Annotated in this window: 15 protein-coding genes and 3 tRNA genes; 12 read left to right on the top strand and 6 right to left on the bottom strand. The window is 70.5% G+C overall.

Annotated elements, in window-relative coordinates; genetic code table 11:
• Window positions 1–359 precede the first annotated feature (359 nt).
• Window positions 360–968, bottom strand: a complete 609-nt coding sequence (locus GY170_RS05540; protein WP_163890749.1) for an HAD-IA family hydrolase — start codon at window positions 966–968, stop codon at window positions 360–362.
• 43 nt (window positions 969–1,011) lie between these two features.
• Window positions 1,012–2,415 carry an MFS transporter gene (locus tag GY170_RS05545; protein ID WP_163890751.1) on the bottom strand — a complete coding sequence of 468 codons (1,404 nt, stop codon included), beginning with the start codon at window positions 2,413–2,415 and terminating at the stop codon, window positions 1,012–1,014.
• Window positions 2,416–2,611: 196 nt separating this feature from the next.
• Here GY170_RS05545 and otsB point away from each other — a divergent pair, with 196 nt between their 5' ends.
• The 6 genes from otsB to GY170_RS05575 all read left to right on the top strand — a co-directional run bounded on the left by otsB (window position 2,612) and on the right by GY170_RS05575 (window position 6,683).
• A complete protein-coding gene (otsB, locus tag GY170_RS05550; RefSeq protein ID WP_163890753.1) occupies window positions 2,612–3,379 on the top strand; it encodes a trehalose-phosphatase in 768 nt (255 codons plus the stop codon).
• 4 nt (window positions 3,380–3,383) lie between these two features.
• The gene (locus GY170_RS05555; protein ID WP_163890755.1) at window positions 3,384–4,787 is read left to right on the top strand and encodes an alpha,alpha-trehalose-phosphate synthase (UDP-forming); all 1,404 of its coding nucleotides are present in this window, start codon (window positions 3,384–3,386) and stop codon (window positions 4,785–4,787) included.
• Window positions 4,788–4,822: 35 nt separating this feature from the next.
• A tRNA-Val gene (locus GY170_RS05560) sits at window positions 4,823–4,897 on the top strand.
• A gap of 155 nt (window positions 4,898–5,052) precedes the next feature.
• Entirely contained in the window at window positions 5,053–5,859 is an 807-nt protein-coding gene (locus tag GY170_RS05565; protein ID WP_163890757.1) for a transglutaminase-like domain-containing protein, read from the top strand.
• Between the two features lie 108 nt (window positions 5,860–5,967).
• Entirely contained in the window at window positions 5,968–6,555 is a 588-nt protein-coding gene (locus GY170_RS05570) for a histidine phosphatase family protein (protein ID WP_163890759.1), read from the top strand.
• Between the two features lie 52 nt (window positions 6,556–6,607).
• Window positions 6,608–6,683 (top strand) — tRNA-Val (locus GY170_RS05575).
• A gap of 45 nt (window positions 6,684–6,728) precedes the next feature.
• Here GY170_RS05575 and GY170_RS05580 read toward each other — a convergent pair.
• On the bottom strand, window positions 6,729–7,019 hold the full coding sequence (locus tag GY170_RS05580) for an SH3 domain-containing protein (RefSeq protein ID WP_163890761.1): 291 nt from the start codon (window positions 7,017–7,019) through the stop codon (window positions 6,729–6,731).
• A gap of 166 nt (window positions 7,020–7,185) precedes the next feature.
• On the opposite strand from GY170_RS05580, the gene GY170_RS05585 reads away from it, so the two are divergent.
• Window positions 7,186–7,262, top strand: a tRNA-Asp gene (locus tag GY170_RS05585).
• A gap of 173 nt (window positions 7,263–7,435) precedes the next feature.
• On the opposite strand, the gene GY170_RS05590 is transcribed toward GY170_RS05585, so the two are convergent.
• Window positions 7,436–7,837 carry a hypothetical protein gene (locus tag GY170_RS05590; RefSeq protein WP_163890763.1) on the bottom strand — a complete coding sequence of 134 codons (402 nt, stop codon included), beginning with the start codon at window positions 7,835–7,837 and terminating at the stop codon, window positions 7,436–7,438.
• Between the two features lie 163 nt (window positions 7,838–8,000).
• Window positions 8,001–9,380, bottom strand: coding sequence for a M20/M25/M40 family metallo-hydrolase (locus GY170_RS05595; protein WP_163890765.1), 1,380 nt, complete (start codon window positions 9,378–9,380; stop codon window positions 8,001–8,003).
• 417 nt (window positions 9,381–9,797) lie between these two features.
• Here GY170_RS05595 and hemA point away from each other — a divergent pair, with 417 nt between their 5' ends.
• The 3 genes from hemA (at window position 9,798) to ispG (ending at window position 13,753) form a co-directional block, all read left to right on the top strand.
• Window positions 9,798–11,006, top strand: coding sequence for a 5-aminolevulinate synthase (hemA, locus tag GY170_RS05600; RefSeq protein WP_203531221.1), 1,209 nt, complete (start codon window positions 9,798–9,800; stop codon window positions 11,004–11,006).
• Window positions 11,007–11,269: 263 nt separating this feature from the next.
• Entirely contained in the window at window positions 11,270–12,571 is a 1,302-nt protein-coding gene (locus GY170_RS05605; RefSeq protein WP_163890769.1) for a helix-turn-helix domain-containing protein, read from the top strand.
• A 60-nt stretch (window positions 12,572–12,631) separates the two neighbouring features.
• Entirely contained in the window at window positions 12,632–13,753 is a 1,122-nt protein-coding gene (gene ispG / locus GY170_RS05610) for a flavodoxin-dependent (E)-4-hydroxy-3-methylbut-2-enyl-diphosphate synthase (protein ID WP_163890771.1), read from the top strand.
• Between the two features lie 442 nt (window positions 13,754–14,195).
• On the opposite strand, the gene GY170_RS05615 is transcribed toward ispG, so the two are convergent.
• On the bottom strand, window positions 14,196–14,948 hold the full coding sequence (locus tag GY170_RS05615) for a DsbA family protein (protein WP_163890773.1): 753 nt from the start codon (window positions 14,946–14,948) through the stop codon (window positions 14,196–14,198).
• Between the two features lie 80 nt (window positions 14,949–15,028).
• Here GY170_RS05615 and GY170_RS05620 point away from each other — a divergent pair, with 80 nt between their 5' ends.
• Both GY170_RS05620 and GY170_RS05625 read left to right on the top strand, forming a co-directional pair.
• Complete coding sequence (locus tag GY170_RS05620) at window positions 15,029–16,174, top strand: pyridoxal phosphate-dependent aminotransferase (RefSeq protein WP_163890775.1); 1,146 nt, start codon at window positions 15,029–15,031, stop codon at window positions 16,172–16,174.
• A complete protein-coding gene (locus tag GY170_RS05625; RefSeq protein ID WP_163890777.1) occupies window positions 16,171–17,379 on the top strand; it encodes an N-acetylmuramoyl-L-alanine amidase in 1,209 nt (402 codons plus the stop codon). The genes GY170_RS05620 and GY170_RS05625 overlap by 4 nt, the downstream gene beginning before the upstream one ends.
• Window positions 17,380–17,599 lie beyond the last annotated feature (220 nt).

A 17,599-nucleotide genomic window follows, 5' to 3' on the forward strand; every position in this document is an offset into this window, starting at 1 on the left:
TCGGAAAGGTGGGGCGCCACCGTAGGGTGGGTTTGTAACCCACCTTGGCCCGCCGTCTCCTCCCGCCGGGCACCGTTCCCCCTTCGGCACCAGGCCATGCCGGATCGAGACCCCCGTAGGGTGGGTTTCCAAGCCACCGCTGCGCGACGTTGCCGCTCTTCCCCCGCCCGGTACGCGCCAAAGGCGCAGGGCGAGCGCCGGCCCGTCCCGCGGGCTGGCGCTCTGGCTGAGCTTGGTGCTGAGCGGCCCGCGGGGAGGGGCTTGGCTGGCATAAAGCGCGCAGCGGGGGCGTCGGAGCGCCACCCAACGGGCCGCCGCTCGCCCTGCGCCTGCGGGCCGGAGGCTCAAGGCCCCGTCGGTCAGCGTGCCCGCGCCGCCGCCACCAGATCCGCCAGCCGCGCCTCGCCCGTCCAGACCTCGGCTTGCCAGCCGGCGGCGCGGGCGGCGGTGACGTTGCGCTCGCTGTCGTCGACCAGCAGGAACGGGCCCTCGCCGCCGGCCGCCGCCTCGGCGGCCGCGAAGAATGCCGGCTCCGGCTTCATCGCGCCTAGGCGGGCGGAGTGGAGGATGCCGTCGACATGGGCGGCGAGGCCGAGCGTCTCCAACAGGTAGGCGGCGCGGCGATGCTCCTGGTTCGTGGCCAGCCAGACGGGCAGGCCGCCGGCGCGGAGGCTCGCCACCTCGTCGAGCAGCGCGGCGTCTATCCGGGAGTCGCGGGAGAACCAGTAGTCCATGAGGTCCCGCGCCGGCAGGTCCGGGGCGATCTTCGCGAGGCTCCCGGCCAGCGCCGGCTCCAACTCCGCCCGGCCGGTGACGATCTCCTGCCAGTGCGGGCGGAAGAAGCTCTCCTGCAGGCGCTCCGGCTCCAGCCCCAGATCGGCGGCGAGGCTCGTCGCCCAGGGGCGCCCGTCGCCGGGGCGGCCGGTGACGAGAACGCCGTCGACATCGAGCATGAGCTGCAGGGACATGGCCCCCGTGATAGCGGCTGGGGCCGGGGAGCGCCATCAGCGCTCACTCCCCGTCCGCCTCGCCGATCCGCATGCCGCGCGCGGCGAGGAGGGCGAGGAGCGCGATGGCGGCCGTGCTCCCCCAGAGCCAGAGGACAGCGGGGGCGGGCGTGCCCGCCTGCACCTCGCCCACCAATTGCGTGGCCCCCGCCACCAGCCCGGCGAGCCCGGCGCCGAGGGCGCTCCCCGCCGTCTGGATCGACGGCATGAAGGAGGAGGTGCGCGAGCGCTCTCCAGCCGGCGTCGCCGCCATGATCGCCTGCATCGCGGGGCCCCAGCTCATCCCGAAGGCCATGCCCACCAGCACCTGCCCGGCGATGAGCAGCGGCAGCGTCCCGCTCGCCAGCGCCCCGGCGATGCAGAGCGCGCCTGCCACCTGCGCCGCTGGCGCGTGGCGGAGGATCGCCTCGAACACGGCGCGGGAACGGAGCTGGCCGATGACGAAGGCGGTGCCGCTCCAGCTCAGCGCCAGCGTCACGATGATGAAGCCGACCAGTATGGGCGAGAGGCCCCAGATCTCCCGCAGCGCGAAGGCGAGGTAGACCTGGCTGGCCGCGTGCCCCACCGGCATCAGCAGGATCAGCCACGTGCCGCGCCCCACCGCGCCGCTGCGGAACGCCCCGCCCGGGAAGAAGGGCGCGGCGAGGCGCCCGTCGAGGCGGAAGGCGAGGGCGGCGAGGGCGAGGCCGAGGGGCAGGGCGAGCAGCGCCCCTCCGGGCAGGAGGGGCGAGAGGGCGATGGCCGCCGCACCTGCGAGGCAGAGGCCGGCGGGCAGGAGCGCCGCGAGCTTGCGGGCCGGGGCGCCGCGGCTGCCCTCCAGCACCGCCGCGGCGCAGAGGAGGAAGAGGACCGCCAGCGGCGCCGCCACGAGCATCGCCACCCGCCAGCCGGCCCCCTCTGTCGCCAGCCCGCCGAGGAGCGGGCCGAGCACCGCGGCCGTCGCCCAGACCACCGATTCCACCGCGAAGACACGGGGCAACAGGCTCTGGCGGAAGAGCTCCGGGATCAGGCCGTAGCAGAGCGCGACGATCAGCCCGTCCGACAGCCCTTGCAGCGCCCGCCCGGCGAGGAAGGGCGCGGGCGAGCCGGCGCCGGCCATCAGCCCCAGCCCGGCGAGGAAGGCGGCGCAGGCCCCGAGCCCCAGCACCCGCGCCCCGACCAGCGCCCGCAGCTGCGCCGACGTCAGCCCTCCCGCCACCACGGCGACGAAGTAGAGCGCGTAGAGGAGGGGGAGGCGTCGCAGACCGCCCAGATCCTCCAGCGCGATGGGCAGGGAGGCGGCGATGGCGAGGTCGTTGAAGGCATGCATCCCGATCCCGGCGGAGATCAGCGCCAGCGCGCCACGGGAGCCGGGGGAGAGAAGGCGCGGCGGGGCGGGATCGACGGCGGGAAGAGGCGAGGCGGTCATGGGTGCATCCGAATCAAGGAGAAGTCAGCCTGCGACCTCAAGCCCACTTGAGGTCAAGCCTCTGCCTGATCTATACCCGCTACGCGCATCCTGTGCCCCGACCTTGTGCATTTGCCGAAAATGGAACTGTCCGTCCCTGCCGCGCGTTTGCTCAGTATCGTCAACAAGGGGTATACCACGGGCGTAAGCAGCAGACATGACAGACCCAGCCTCAGCAACACGCCCCGCCTCCACCGATCCGATTCCGCTGCCGCCCTTGGGCGAAGCAGCGGTTTTTCTGGACTTCGACGGCACCCTCGTCGATCTGGCCGAAACGCCGGACGGGGTGCACGTCCCCTTCGACCTCTTCTCCATGCTCGAGCGCCTGCATCAGCGGACCGGCGGCGCCACGGCGCTCGTCTCCGGGCGCAAGGTCTCCGACATCGACCAGTTCCTGCCGGGCTTTCCCGGGCCGGTGATCGGCTCCCACGGGGCCGAGCGGCGGATCGACGGCGTCTTCCGGCAGCACGAGGCCGTGGGCACCGACGAGTTGGCCGCCGTGAAGGCCGAGGCCCGCGACTGGGCGGAGCGGCAGGAGAATGTGCTGGTGGAGGACAAGCCTGTCTCCATCGTCCTGCACTTCCGGCAGGCGCCGGGGCTGCTTGAGCCCGCCGGCGCCGCGATGGCCGAGATCGTCTCCCGCCATGACGGCTACGAGCTGCACCACGCCAAGATGGCGCTGGAGCTGCATCCCATGGGCGTCTCCAAGGGCGGCGCCGTGCAGGCGCTGATGGACGGGCCCTTCGCGGGCCGCACGCCCTTCGCCGCCGGCGATGACAAGACCGATGAGGCGATGATGGAGGTGGCGCTCGCGGCGGGCGGCACCGCCCTGAAGATCGGCACCGGCGACAGCGCCGCGCCGATGCGCCTCGAGACCCCCTCCGAACTCCGTGCCCTGCTCTCCGCCTGGCTCGAAAGGACCTGACGCCATGACTGGCCGGCTGATCGTTGTCTCCAACCGCATTCCCATGGGCGACGTCCCCTCGGGGGGCCTCGTCGTCGCCATCCACGAGGCGCTGAGCGAGCGTGGGGGCCTTTGGATCGGCGCCCATCCCGATGTCGTGGACGAGGCGACGGAGGAGTTCGCCGACCTGCCCTCGAACGGATACGAGAAGAAGGCCTTTCGCATCACGGAAGAGGATCACCAGACCCATTACCTCGGCTACGCCAACTCCGTGCTCTGGCCGCTCTGCCATCACCGGGCGGACCTGCTGGCGATGGAGCCGAGCTATTTTCCCGGCTACGTTGCGCTCAACGAGCGCGTGGCGCGTATGATCGCCCGCATTGCCGAGCCGGAGGACATGATCTGGGTGCAGGATTACCACTTCCTGCCGCTCGCCCAGGCGCTGCGGAAGGAAGGCGTCACCGGCCGGATCGGCCTCTTCCTGCACATCCCCTTCCCGCATGCCGGCGACCTCGACGCGCTGAGCGAGCGGGAGCTCTTCCTCGACTGGTTCGCCGCCTTCGACATGGTCGGCCTGCAGACGCAGGCGGACGTGGCGCGCTGCCTCGAGACCTTCCGCTCCGCCGGCAAGGGCGAGATGATGCTCGACGGCCGACTGAAGGTGGGCAAGCGCAAGTTCGACGTCCTCTCCCTGCCGATCGGCATCGACGCGGAGCGCTTCGCCGAGATGGCGACGGAGCATGACGGACGGAGCCTGCTCAACCTGTCGCCGCGCGAGGACATCATCATCGGTGTCGACCGGCTCGATTATTCCAAGGGCCTGCCCGGCCGCTTCCGCGGTTTCGGGCGCTTCCTCGACATGAGCGAGGAGGGGGACCGCCGGGTCTCGCTCCTCCAGATCGCGCCGCCGACGCGCGAGGATGTCGCCGCCTATGCCGAGATCCGCGACGAGCTGGAATCGCTTTCCGGCAAGATCAACGGTGCCCATACGGAGCTGGACTGGACGCCGATCCGCTACATCCACCGTCCCGTCCCGAGGGACACTCTGGCGGCGCTCTACCGCGTCTCGCGCATCGGCCTCGTGACGCCGCTGGCCGACGGCATGAACCTCGTCGCCAAGGAATACGTGGCCGCGCAGGACCCGGAGGACCCGGGCGTGCTCGTCCTCTCCCGCACCGCCGGCGCGGCTGAGCAGATGGAGGAGGCGCTGCTCATCAACCCCTATGACGCCGATGACATCGCTCGCGCCATCGCCCGCGGCCTCGCAATGCCGCTGGAGGAGCGGCGCGAGCGCCACAAGGCTCTGCTGGAAGGCGTCATGCGCGACAACGTCTCCGCCTGGTGCGAGGCCTGCCTCGGCTGGCTGGAGCGGCCCCGCCGCCCGACCCATGAGGACGCTCAGCAATCTCAAGCGCAAGAGACGACTTGAACCCCGCCGCGGAGGGCGTTATCTCCCCGGCCCACGGGTGATTAGCTCAGTGGTAGAGCGCTTCGTTCACATCGAAGATGTCGGGAGTTCAAATCTCTCATCACCCACCACGCCCCTCGCTCTGACTGCTCCGGCGCCCCTCGCGCCGATGTACAGGCGGGCAGGCGCGCCTCGCTCCATGACGATCGACGCCGATTCCGGCCCCTGATGCCCGAGCGACCGGCGCCTTGATGGCCGGCCCCTCCCTTTCCGAGAGGATCCCCTGATGCGCCTGTCCATCGGCTGCCGGCTGACCTACCAGCTCGCGCAGCCCACCCCCATGATCGCCATGCTCAGCGTGCACTACTCGCGTGCCGCCGATCTGGAGCGTCCCGACCACCTGATCACCACCCCCTCGGTGCCGATGCACGCTTACCGCGACATCTTCGGCAACTGGTGCAACCGCTTCGTCGCCCCCGCCGGCGAGCTGGTGCTGAGCACCGACGCCGTCATCCGCGACGCCGGCCGGACCGACCCCTACGCGCCGGGCGCCCCGCAGCTGGCGGTGGAGGCGCTGCCCGACGAGGTGCTCGGCTTCCTCCTCGGCAGCCGCTACTGCGACACCGACGTGCTGTCGGACGAGGCGTGGCAGCGCTTCGGGCAGACGGAGCCGGGCTGGGCGCGGGTGCAGGCGATCTGCGACTTCGTCCACAACCACATCCGCTTCGGCTACGAGCACGCCCGCTCCACCCGCACCGCCTCCGAGGGGCTGGCGGAGGGGCAGGGAGTGTGCCGCGACTACACCCACCTCGCCATCGCCTTCTGCCGCTGCATGAACATCCCGGCCCGCTACTGCACCGGCTACCTCGGCGATGTCGGCGTGCCGCTGCCCCATGCGCCCGGCGACTTCGCCGCGTGGATGGAGGTCTACCTAGGCGGCGACTGGTGGGTCTTCGATCCACGCAACAACGTCCCCCGCCAGAGCCGTGTGCTCATCGCCCGCGGCCGCGACGCCGCCGACGTGCCGCTCACCCACAGCTTCGGATCGGCGGACCTGCAGGGCTTCGAGGTCTGGACGGACGAGCTGCGCTGAAGCAGGCCCGCCGGGCTGGCGGCCCGGGCTGGCGGTGCGGCGCGGGGTGGACTAGGCACGGGCCGACGCGGCCGCTTAGGGCCCGTGCCAGCCTAGGAGAGTGCCCCGATGGACCTGCCGGATCTCTACGTCATCCGCCACGGCGAGACCGAGTGGAATGCCGAGGGCCGCTGGCAGGGCGCCTTCGATTCGCCCCTCACCGCGAAGGGGGAGGCGCAGGCCCGCGCCCTTGGCCGCCTTCTCGCCTCCCGCGGCGTCGCTCAGAGCCACGCCCTATGGTGCAGCCCGCAGGGCCGCGCGCGACGCACGGCGGAGATCATCGCCGAGGTCGCCGGCTGGCCCACGCCCCCCCGCGAAGACGCGCGCCTGCGCGAGATCGACGTCGGCCGCTGGACGGGCTGCACCCGCGAGGACATCCTCGGCGAAGAGCCCGACGCGGAGGATATGCACTTCCTCGACCTCTACGCCCGCGCCCCCGGCGGCGAGGGCTTCGACGCCCTCTGGCGGCGCGCCACGGCGGTTCTGGAGGGGCTGGCGGGGCCGGCGGTTCTCGTCACGCACGGCATCACCAGCCGCGTCCTGCGCACCGCGGCGATGGGCTACGAGGAAGACCGGCTCTCCGAGCTGCCGGGAGGGCAGGGCGTCGCCCATTTCCTCTCCTCCGGCGCCCACGAGGAGCTGCGCCCGGCGGACTGAGCCGCGCCACCGCTTGCCTCCGCCTACCCCCGCTTGGTAGAGGGCCGGCGAAGGGTGATTAGCTCAGTTGGTAGAGCGCCTCGTTTACACCGAGGATGTCGGGAGTTCGAGCCTCTCATCACCCACCACTCCCCCTCGCACAGGCTCCTCCGCCGCGCTCAGGCCGGCGCGCCCTATCTGGCGGTCGCGAGGTAGTCGGCGGAGACGTAGCCGGTGACGTTGGGGCCGGAGACGGGGGTGACGCGGCACCACAGCTGGCCAACCTCGGTGATGCAGTCGCGGCGGATCACCTGCGTGCCCTCCGGTATGCCGAGGATCACCGCGTAGCCGAGGCCCGGTCCGGCGCGCATGTTCAGCAGCTCCTCCTCGCCGGTATTCATGACCACCGCCCGCTGGGCGGGCGGGGCGGCGCAGGCGGCGACCGACAGAAGGATCATCAGCAGCGAAGCGGTGCGGTGGCGCATGGTCCCATCCCTCATCTGGCGCGGTCTCTTGCCCGTGAAGACCATATTCGGGCGCCGCTGGGCAAGGCCTGCAAGAGGGGCGCGGAAGGCCCGGTGCGGGTGGGCGAGAAAGGTGAAGATTGTCGCTTGACGCCCCCCGCCGCTCCCCATAGAAGGCCCCCCACGCGCGGTTGTAGCTCAGTTGGTTAGAGTACCGGCCTGTCACGCCGGGGGTCGCGGGTTCGAGCCCCGTCAACCGCGCCATTCCCCTTCTTTCCTTGCTCGCGGGCAGCCTCACCAGGCTGCCTTCGCAGCGGCTTCGGCCGCTGTTGGCGTGGCCGTTTCGACGCCTGATCGATCTGTGAGAGCGGATGTGCGGAGGGCCCTCCGCGGCGCGCCTTCACCTCGCTTGAAACGAGACCCCGCGCCCCGCGCGCCTATCCCAACAGGGACAGCACGAACCCGATCACGATGCCGGCGATGCCGCTGTAGCCGATGATCCGCAGCGCCGAGGAGCGCAGCTGGCGGAACTGGTCGGCCGTGAAGAGGCAGAGGACGGCGAGCAGGAGGAGGGAGAGGAGGACCGGCGGCGCGTAATGGGCGAACATGTGCAGGCTGCCATGCGTGCCTTCGGCCAGGTGCGCGCTGATATCCTCGATGTTCTGCACCGCGAAGACCGACAGGTACGAGGTGATGAAGCTCACCGGCACCAGGACGACGCTCCCGGGACTGACCCCCTTCTTCGCCGGTAGCGGCGCCGGCTCCAGCAGCAGGCGCTCGGCCTCGTGCAGGCCGAAGGCCGGGTCGTCCGGTCTCAGCGGCGTGTCGAGGGGGAGCAAGGGGGAATCCGGCGGGGGCATGACCCCGGAGGTAAGGCCGCATTTGGGCCAGAAACGGGCGCGACATGGCTCGAACCTTGGCGTTTCCGCCGCCATTGGCCATGAGCGCGCCCCAGGTCTTACGGGCGCGTTAACCTTGCGACACGCGCACGCCTCGGGCCCCTCAGGCGCCCTTCGACACCCGCTCCAGCACCCGCGCCCAGGAGCGCATGCCGCGGTGGAAGCTGGAGAGATCGTACTTCTCATTCGGGCTGTGAATGAGGTCATCATCCTTGCCGAAGCCGATCAGCATCGAATCCATGCCGAGGATGCTCTTGAAGTAGCCCGCCACCGGGATCGAGCCGCCGGCGCCGATGAAGGCGGCCTCCTTCGGCCATTCGTCGGAGAGCGCCTGCCGCGCCTGCTCGAAGGCCGGGTTGTCGGTGGACATGACGGAGGCGGGGGACGCGCCGTGATCGTGGAAGTCGACCTCGCAGTCGGCGGGCAGCATGTCCGTCACCATCTGCTGGAAGCTCTCGCGGATGGCGATGGGGTCCTGCGTGCCGACGAGGCGGAAAGAGACCTTGGCGGAGGCCTTCGACGGCAGCACGGTCTTGAAGCCGTCGCCCTCGTAGCCGCCGGAGATGCCGTTGATCTCGCAGGTCGGGCGCGACCAGAGCATCTCCAGCACCGAGCGCCCCGATTCGCCGGCGGGTTCGGAGAGGCCGACTGCGCCGAGGAAGGCATCGTCGTCGAAGCCGAGGCCCTCCCACTGCTCGGAGATCTGCGCATCGATCTCCGGCACGCCGTCATAGAAGCCGGGCACGGTGACGCGGCCGGTCTCGTCATGCAGGCTGGCGAGGACGCGGGCGAGGACGCGGATGGGGTTCATAGCGGCGCCGCCGTAGCTGCCGGAATGCAGGTCGCGGTCCGGGCCGGTGATCGTGATCTCCTGCCCGAGGAGGCCGCGCAGCATGGTGGTGACGGCCGGCGTCTCCGGATCGAAGAGGCCGGTGTCGCAGATCAGCGCGAGGTCGCAGGTCAGCTCCTCGGCATTCTCCTTCATGAAGGGCACGAGGGAGGGGGAGCCGGATTCCTCCTCGCCCTCGAGGAAGATCGTGATGCGGCAGGGCAGGGCGCCGTTCACCGCCACCCAGGCCCGGCAGGCCTCGATGAAGGTCATCAGCTGGCCCTTGTCATCCGCCGCGCCGCGCCCGCGGATCACCTTGCCCTCGGGCCGCTCCTCGATGATCGGCTCGAAGGGGGGCTGATCCCAGAGGTTCAAGGGATCGACCGGCTGCACGTCGTAATGGCCGTAGAAGAGCAGGTGCGGGCCGCCCTCGCCGCCATGGGCGACGACCATGGGATGGCCGGGCGTCGGACGGGCGGTCGCCTCGAAGCCGATGGAGGCGAGATCGGCGACGAGGGCGTCGGCCGTCTTCGCGCAATCTTCCTTGTAGGCCGGGTCGGTGGAGATGGAGGGCAGGCGCAGCAGGGCCATCAGCCGCTCCAGCGCATCGTCGAGATCGGAATCGAGTTTGTCGAGGACGGCGTCGAGGCTCATCGCGGGGCTCCTGTCATGGGTTGCGCGTGAGGCTAGGGGCGGCTCGGGGCGCCGTCCAGCCCTGCGGCAAACGCGCGTGGAGGGGCGCCGGGCCGGGTTGGCGGGCCGGGCGCGCTAACGGAACCGTCACGCCGGGGCGGCACCTTGACCGCTATCGGAAACCTGGCGACCCGATCGGCGCGGGCGTTGACCAACCCGTGATGACGATGGGTCCGCCCGCCCTCCTGCGGGGCGCTCCCAATGCCTTATATAGGGAAAGTCGGGTTTTCCGGATCGGCGGGGAATGTTGACCTGCATCAAGGCGGGGGATAGGCCCGTCGGGCAAGAAAGTGCCGGCCCCTCGGCAGGGGCCCGACACGCGCCGCTTTGGCCGGGCCGGCATGAGAAGGAAAGGACAGCTTCGTGAATTTCGATGCGATGCTCGATACGGCGATCAACTCCCTTCACCAGGAGGGGCGCTACCGCACCTTCATCGACATCGCGCGCGATCGCGGCCACTTCCCTCATGCCCGCTGGTCCCGCCCCGACGGCACCGAGCAGCCGGTCACCATCTGGTGCGGCAATGACTATCTCGGCATGGGCCAGCACCCCGTCGTCCTCGCCGCCATGCACGAGGCGGTCGACGCCGCCGGCGCCGGCTCCGGCGGGACGCGGAACATCTCCGGCACCACCATCTGGCACAAGGAGCTGGAGGGCGAGCTGGCCGATCTGCATGGCAAGGAGGCGGCGCTGCTCTTCACCTCCGCTTACATCGCCAATGACGCGACGCTGAGCACGCTGCCGAAGCTCTTCCCCGGCCTCATCATCTATTCCGACGCGCTGAACCACGCCTCGATGATCGAGGGCATCCGCCGCAACGGCGGCGCCAAGCGCATCTTCCGCCACAACGACCTCGCTCACCTGCGCGAGCTCTTGGAGGCCGACGATCCCTCGGCGCCGAAGCTCATCGCCTTCGAATCGGTCTACTCGATGGATGGCGATTTCGGCCCGCTGGAGGAGATCGTCGCCCTCGCCGAGGAATTCGGCGCGCTGACCTATCTCGACGAAGTCCACGCCGTCGGCATGTACGGCCGGCGCGGCGGCGGCCTCTCGGAGGAGCTGGGGCTCGCCGGGCGGATCGACATCATCAACGGCACGCTCGGCAAGGCCTTCGGCGTGATGGGCGGCTATATCTCCGCCTCCGGCAAGATGTGCGACGCCATCCGCTCCTACGCGCCGGGCTTCATCTTCACCACCTCGCTGCCGCCGGCCGTGGCCGCCGGGGCGGCTGCCAGCGTCAAGCATCTGAAGGAAGACCAGGCGCTGCGCGACAAGCACCGTACGCAGGCGAAGATCCTCAAGACGCGGCTCAAGGGCCTCGGCCTGCCGATCATCGACCATGGCAGTCACATCGTCCCCCTCATCGTGGGGGACCCGGTGCATACCAAGCGCCTGTCGGACATGCTGCTCGCCGATTTCGGCATCTACGTGCAGCCCATCAACTTCCCCACCGTGCCGCGGGGGACGGAGCGGCTGCGCTTCACGCCCTCGCCCGTGCACGGCCCGAAGGAGACGGACGCGCTGGTCAAGGCGCTCGACTCGCTCTGGTCGCATTGCGCGCTCAACCGCATCGAGCTGGCCGGCTGAGACGCAGGGAGACCCCGCCGCAACGTCAGGAATGGGCGCCCTCGGGCGCCCAATTTTTTACCGCCCCTTAACCATTCGGAACTAGGGGCGAAGTGAACGAAGTATCAAGTTTTAAGGCTGTGCGCGGCTTTGCGCCGAACCAATTCTCAATTCTTTTCTGCGGGTGCGACTCTTGCTGGTGTATGTTAGGCGCAGGCAGGCGGCGACGTTTGATTCGAGCGCGCCCGGGGGATGACTGGCAGGCAGAAAGGCGGCTCGCGCTCATGATTGGTCGCGGCTTCAGGCGGGACAAGGACGCCCAGGAGGACGAAGCCAAGGGCTTCGATGCTTTCGAGCTTCGGCTCGGCGACCTGATGCGTGGCGAACGCGCGACAATGGGCAAGAGCCTTCTCGACGTGCAGCGAGAGCTGCGCATCAAGGCTGCCTACATCGCCGCGATCGAGAATTGCGATCCCACCGCATTCGACACACCCGGCTTCATCGCCGGCTACGTGCGCTCCTACGCGCGCTATCTCAACATGGACCCGGACTGGGCGTTCGATACCTTCTGCCGGGAGAGCGGTTTCGTCACCGCCCACGGCATGTCGGAGTCGGCCTCCTCCGTGAAACCGACGCGGGAGGAGCGGATGGCCGCCTCCGGCGTGGGGCGCGACATCTTCGCCTCCTCAACGACGCCCTTCATCCCGGCCGGTGAGCGCATGTTCTCGGGCATCGAGCCGCGGGCCATCGGCTCTCTGGCCGTGCTCGGGGTGCTCATCGCGGGACTCGGCTACGGCGGCTGGTCCCTCCTGCAGGAGGTGCAGAAGGTGCAGTTCGCCCCGGTGGAGCAGCCGCCGGTGGTGCTCTCCGATGTCGATCCGCTCGCCGGCGCCACCCGCGGCGCCCAGACGGTAGGGGAGGGCGACGAGCTCGCCTCCATGACGCTGCCCTCGGCCGAGGCGCTGGAGCGGCTCTATCGCCCGCAGGCTCTCGACGTGCCGGTGCTCACCCGCCGCGACGGCCCGATCGCCTCGCTCGACCCCGATTCCATCGGCGCGCTCGCGCCGGGCGGGTCCGGCGATCCGCGCCGCGACCGTCAGGCGGAGATGCTGGCCGCCTCGCTCGGCGGCGTCACGGCGCCGCAGGTGGCGCCGGGTGACGTTGGCTCCGGGGAGCTTGGCACCGCCGCGCTCGCCGATGCCGGGGCGGAGCTGCCGGCCCCCCGCGCCGTGCAGGTGACGGAGGGCGAAGCGCCCGAGGTGATGCTCGTCGCCGTCCGCCCGGCATGGTTGCGCGTGCGCGCCGCCTCCGGCACGGTGATCTTCGAGGGAATCCTCGATGCCGGGCAGACCTACGAGCTGCCGCAGACGGAAGAGCCTGCGACGGTGCGCATCGGCGAGTCCGGCGCGCTCTACTTCGCCGTCAACGGCCAGCACTACGGGCCCGCCGGTCCGCGCGGCGCGGTGACGGATGGCATCGTCCTCGCCGCCGAGGCGCTGACTGAGGAATATGCCGCCGCCGACCTTGCCGACGATGCCGATCTCGCCGAATATGTCCGCGTCGCCGAGGCCCCGCTGAGCGACTAGGCGGCGCGACCCACCCATGCGCCCCTTGCCGGCCGGCCGGGACGCCCCAGATGGTGACTCATGAGCCACAATCCAGTTCGCCCCTGGCGCAATATCGAGCGTCGCAAATCGCGCCTGATCCACGTGGGCAATGTCCCCGTGGGCGGCGACGCGCCGATCTCCGTCCAGACGATGACCAACACGCTGACGACCGACGTGCCCGGCACCATCGCCCAGATCCAGGCGGCGGCGGAGGCCGGGGCCGACATCGTGCGCGTCTCGGTGCCCGACGAGGATTCGTCTCGCGCGCTGAAGGAGATCGTGCGCGAGAGCCCGGTGCCGATCGTCGCGGACATCCACTTCCACTACAAGCGCGCCATCGAGAGCGCCGAGGCCGGCGCCGCCTGCCTGCGCATCAACCCCGGGAACATCGGCGATGACCGCCGGGTGAAGGAGGTCATCCGCGCCGCCAAGGATCACGGCTGCTCCATGCGCATCGGCGTGAACGCCGGCAGCCTCGAGCGGGACCTGCTTGAGAAGTACGGTGAGCCCTGCCCGGAGGCGATGGTCGAGAGCGGTCTCGATCACATCAAGATCCTCGAGGACAACGACTTCCTCGAGTTCAAGATCTCGGTGAAGGCGTCGGACGTCTTCCTCGCCGCCGCCGCCTACCAGGCACTGGCCGAGGCGACGGAGGCCCCCATTCACCTCGGCATCACCGAGGCGGGCGGGCTCATGTCCGGCACGATCAAGAGCGCCATCGGCCTCGGCAACCTCCTCTGGATGGGCATCGGCGACACGGTGCGCGTCTCTCTCTCCGCCGATCCGGTGGAGGAAGTGCGTGTGGGCTACGAGATCCTGAAGTCGCTGGGGCTGAGGCACCGCGGCGTCAACATCATCTCCTGCCCCAGCTGCGCGCGGCAGGGGTTCGACGTGATCAAGACGGTGGAGGTCCTCGAGGACCGGCTGGCCCATATCAAGGAGCCGATGAGCCTGAGCATCATCGGCTGCGTGGTGAACGGGCCGGGCGAGGCGCTGATGACGGATGTCGGCTTCACGGGCGGCGGCTCGGGCAACGGCATGGTCTACCTCGCCGGCAAGCAGAGCCACCGGATGAGCAACGACCAGATGATCGACCACATCGTCGAGCAGGTCGAAAAGAAGGCCGCCCAGCTCGCCGCCCAGAAGGAAGCGGCGGAGTAGCGCAGGGCGGTTGGCCGTGCCCCCGTGGGGCGGGTGTGCAAGCCGTCGCCGCGGTCCGCGCTTGGCCCGGCGTTCCCTGATCTGGAAGACGTCGCCCCTGGCGCACCGCTCTCACGCCGGCCCGTGGGGTGGCGCTGCAACGGGGCCTCCGGCGCGCTTTATGCCAGCCAAGCCCCTCCTCGCTCCGAGCGAGGCACCAAGCTCAGCCAGAGCGCCAGCCCGCGGGGACGGGCCGGCGCTCGCGCGGCGGCCTGCGGTCTTGATTCCGCGCAGGGAGAAGAGCGGCAGGCGAGTGGATTGGGACGCGAGCGGAAATGGCGGTGAAGAAAAATGGCGGGCTGAAGCCCGCCCTACGGGGGCGAAGGCGGCACGCCGGGCTTCAGGCCCGGCGCCCGCCGATGAGGCCTAGGCCTAGCCCAACCGGTATCCCCGGCGCGCCCCCTCACCCCTCTTCGCGCAGATCCGCCACTACGCCCTGCATCGAGGCCAGCGGTACGTAGCCGCGCAGCATCTCGTCCTCGATCACGAAAGTCGGCGTCCCGTTGATGCGCAGGCGGCTGGCGAGGTCGTGGTTCGCCTGGATCTCGGTCTCCACCTCTTCGGAGAGCATGTGGTCGAGCACCGGGCCCGGCTCCAGCCCCAAGGTCTGCGCCAGCTGGGCCAGCGAATCCGGCGTCACGTCGCTGCGCATGACCATCAGCGCGTCATGCACCTCCTTGTAGAGGTCGTCGCCGTGCAGCTGCTTCACCGCCACGGCGAATTGCGAGGCCAGCAGCGACTGCTCCCCAAGGATGGGGAACTCCTTCAGGATGAAGCGGATGTTGCCGTCGGTCTCCACCAGCTGCTCCACCTCGGCGAAGGCCTGCCGGCAATAGCCGCAGCGGTAATCCATGAACTCCACCAGAGTGATGTCACCCTCCGGGTTGCCCCCCACCCAGGAATGGCCGTCGCTGAAGAGCGAATCCGCGTTCGCCGCCGCGAGCTGCTGGTCGGCCATCGCCGCCATCTCTGCCTCGCGCTGCTCGAGGACGCCGATCGCCTCCATCAGCACCTCCGGGTTGTCCAGCAGATAAGAGCGGACCTCCTCACGGAAGACGCTGCGCTCCTCGTCCGTCATGTCGGTCAGGCCTTGCGCGGCGAGGGGGGAGGCGAGGGCGGTCGTCCCCGCGATCAGAAGGGCGTGAAGGCGGCGCATCGGGAAATCCTCTTTCGGCGGGTGCGTTGACGGGGCACCCCCGCCCTTGGCAGAACTGGCGCGACAATAGGGGCGGGCGAATGCAGGTTTCAAGGCGGGGCGCGGTCGATCCGTTCATCGTGATGGACGTGATGGAGCAGGCGCGCGCGGCAGAGGACGCCGGGCGCCACATCATCCACATGGAGGTCGGCCAGCCCGGCACCGGCGCCCCCTCGGGCGCTTTGGCGCGCCTCGGGGAGGAGATGGCGGGCGATCCGCTCGGCTATTCCGTGGCGCTCGGCATCCCGGCGCTGCGCGCCCGCATCGCGCGCCATTACGGCGAGTGGTACGGGGTCGATCTCGACCCGGCGCGCGTCATCGTCACCGCCGGCGCCTCCGGCGCCTTCCTGCTCTCCTTCACCGCGCTCTTCGATGCCGGCGCCCGCGTCGGCCTCGGGCTGCCTTGCTACCCCTCCTACCGGCAGATCCTGAGGGCCCTGTCGCTGGAGCCGGTGCACATCCGCACCCGGCTGCAGAACGGCATGCAGCCCGTCCCGGCGGAGCTGGAGGGGCTGGGCCTGAACGGCCTGCTCCTCGCCAGCCCCAACAACCCGACCGGCGCCATGCTGGACCGTGACCGGCTGGCGGAGATGGCGGCGGCCTGCGAGGCGCGAGGCATCGCGCTGATTTCCGACGAGATCTACCACGGCATCGGCAATGCCCCGGTCTCGGCGCTGGAGGTGACGGACGAGGTGCACGTCATCAACTCCTTCTCCAAGTACTTCTCGATGACCGGCTGGCGGGTCGGCTGGATGGTCGTGCCCCCGGACCACGTCCGCCTCGTCGAGCGGCTGGCGCAGAACATGTTCATCTGCCCCTCGCACGCCGCGCAGCGACTCGCCCTCCACGCCTTCGACTGCCCGGAGGAGCTGGAGGCGAACGCGGCCGTCTACGAGGCGAACCGGGCGATGATGGTGGAGGTGCTGGCGGCGATGGGCCTCGGCCGCATCGCGCCGCCCGACGGGGCCTTCTACATCTATGCCGATGTCTCGGCCTTCACCGGCGATTCCCTCGCCTTCGCCGGGGAGATCCTCGCCGAGGCCGGCGTGGCGGTGACGCCGGGGCTCGATTTCGACCCCGAGGAGGGGCACCGCTGGATGCGCTTCTCCTACGCCCGCGCCACGGCGGATATCGAGGAGGGGCTGGCCCGCCTCTCCGCCTTCTTCGCAAGGCGGGCGGCGGCATGAGGGCGCTCCTCGCGGCGCTCCTCATCCTCCTCGCGGCCGCCGCCCCGGCGCAGGACTTCTCGGCCCTCGCCCGGCTCGACGTGGCGCAGAGCCAGATCCGCGACGACGGCGACGGGCTGGGGGTGGAGCTGCACCTGTCGCAGACCGTTCCCTACCGTGCCTACACGCTGGCGGAGCCGTGGCGCCTCGTCCTCGATTTCCGCGAGCTGGATTTCCGCGGCGCCACCCGCGCCGGCCTGCTCAATGCCGACAACGCGGAGGGCGTGCGCTTCGGCCCCGTCCAGCCGGGCCTCTCCCGGCTGGTGCTGGAGCTGGGCGCCCCCATGCGCATCGCCACCGCCGGGCTGGACGTCGACGAGGCGGCGGGCACCGCGACCCTCCGCGTCTCCCTCGTCGCCGCTTCTGCGCAGAGCGCCACCGCCGTCGCCGGCGCCCCCGCCAGCCCCGGCTGGCCGGACCCGGCCACCGCCGCGCTGGCGCCCGCCGCGCCGGAGGAGGCCGCCCCGCTGACGGTGGTGATCGACCCCGGCCATGGCGGCCTCGACCCCGGCGCCCAGCGGGCCGGCCTCGACGAGGCCGACGTCATGCTCACGCTGGCGCTGGAGCTGTCGGAGGCGCTCACCCGCGCCGGGATGCGCGCCGTGCTCACCCGAACGGAGGATGTCTTCGTCCCCCTGCAGGACCGCATCTCCATCGCCCGCGCGGCGGGGGCGGACGTGATGATCTCGCTCCATGCCGACGCGCTGGAGGATGACGAGGTCACCTCGGGCGCCTCGATCTACACCCTCTCCGCCTCGGCGGAGAACGAGGCCTCCTCCCGCATGGCCGAGCGCCATGAGCGGGGCGACATCCTCGGCGGGCTCGACCTGTCGGGGCAGGACGATTCCATCGCCACCATACTGATGGAGCTGGCCCGCACGGAGACCGGCCCCTCCGGCCTGCGCCTCGCCGATGCCCTCCTGACCGCCCTGCGCGAGGAGGGCGCCCGCCTGCGCACCAACCCGCAGCGCCAGGCTCTGCTGGCCGTTCTCACGGCGGCGGATTTCCCGGCCGTGCTGCTGGAGGTGGGCTTCCTCTCCTCCGCCCGCGACCGGGCGGAGCTGACGAGCGCCGAAGGCCGCGCGAAGATCATCGCCGGCATCACCTCCGCCCTGCGCCGCTGGGCCGCGACGGAAGAGGCCCGCGCCCCGCTCCTGCGCCAGTAAGCCCCCGCCGGCCGAGGCGCCGAACGCCAGCCACCGCCCCCCGGTCTTTGGTCCCGAAAATCCTCGGGGGGGCTGCCAACGGCAGCGGGGGGCAGACAGCCCCCCTCCACCGCCCGCCACCCCGCCAATCCGCCGGCGATTTCCCACCGCCTGTCGCAATCGTGCTTTTGACCCGGCCTTCCCAACCGCCTATATGGCGCCGAGGATATCCCGGCAGGTC

It is taken from the genome of Pseudoroseicyclus tamaricis, assembly GCF_012070395.1.
Lineage (GTDB): Bacteria > Pseudomonadota > Alphaproteobacteria > Rhodobacterales > Rhodobacteraceae > Pseudoroseicyclus_A > Pseudoroseicyclus_A tamaricis.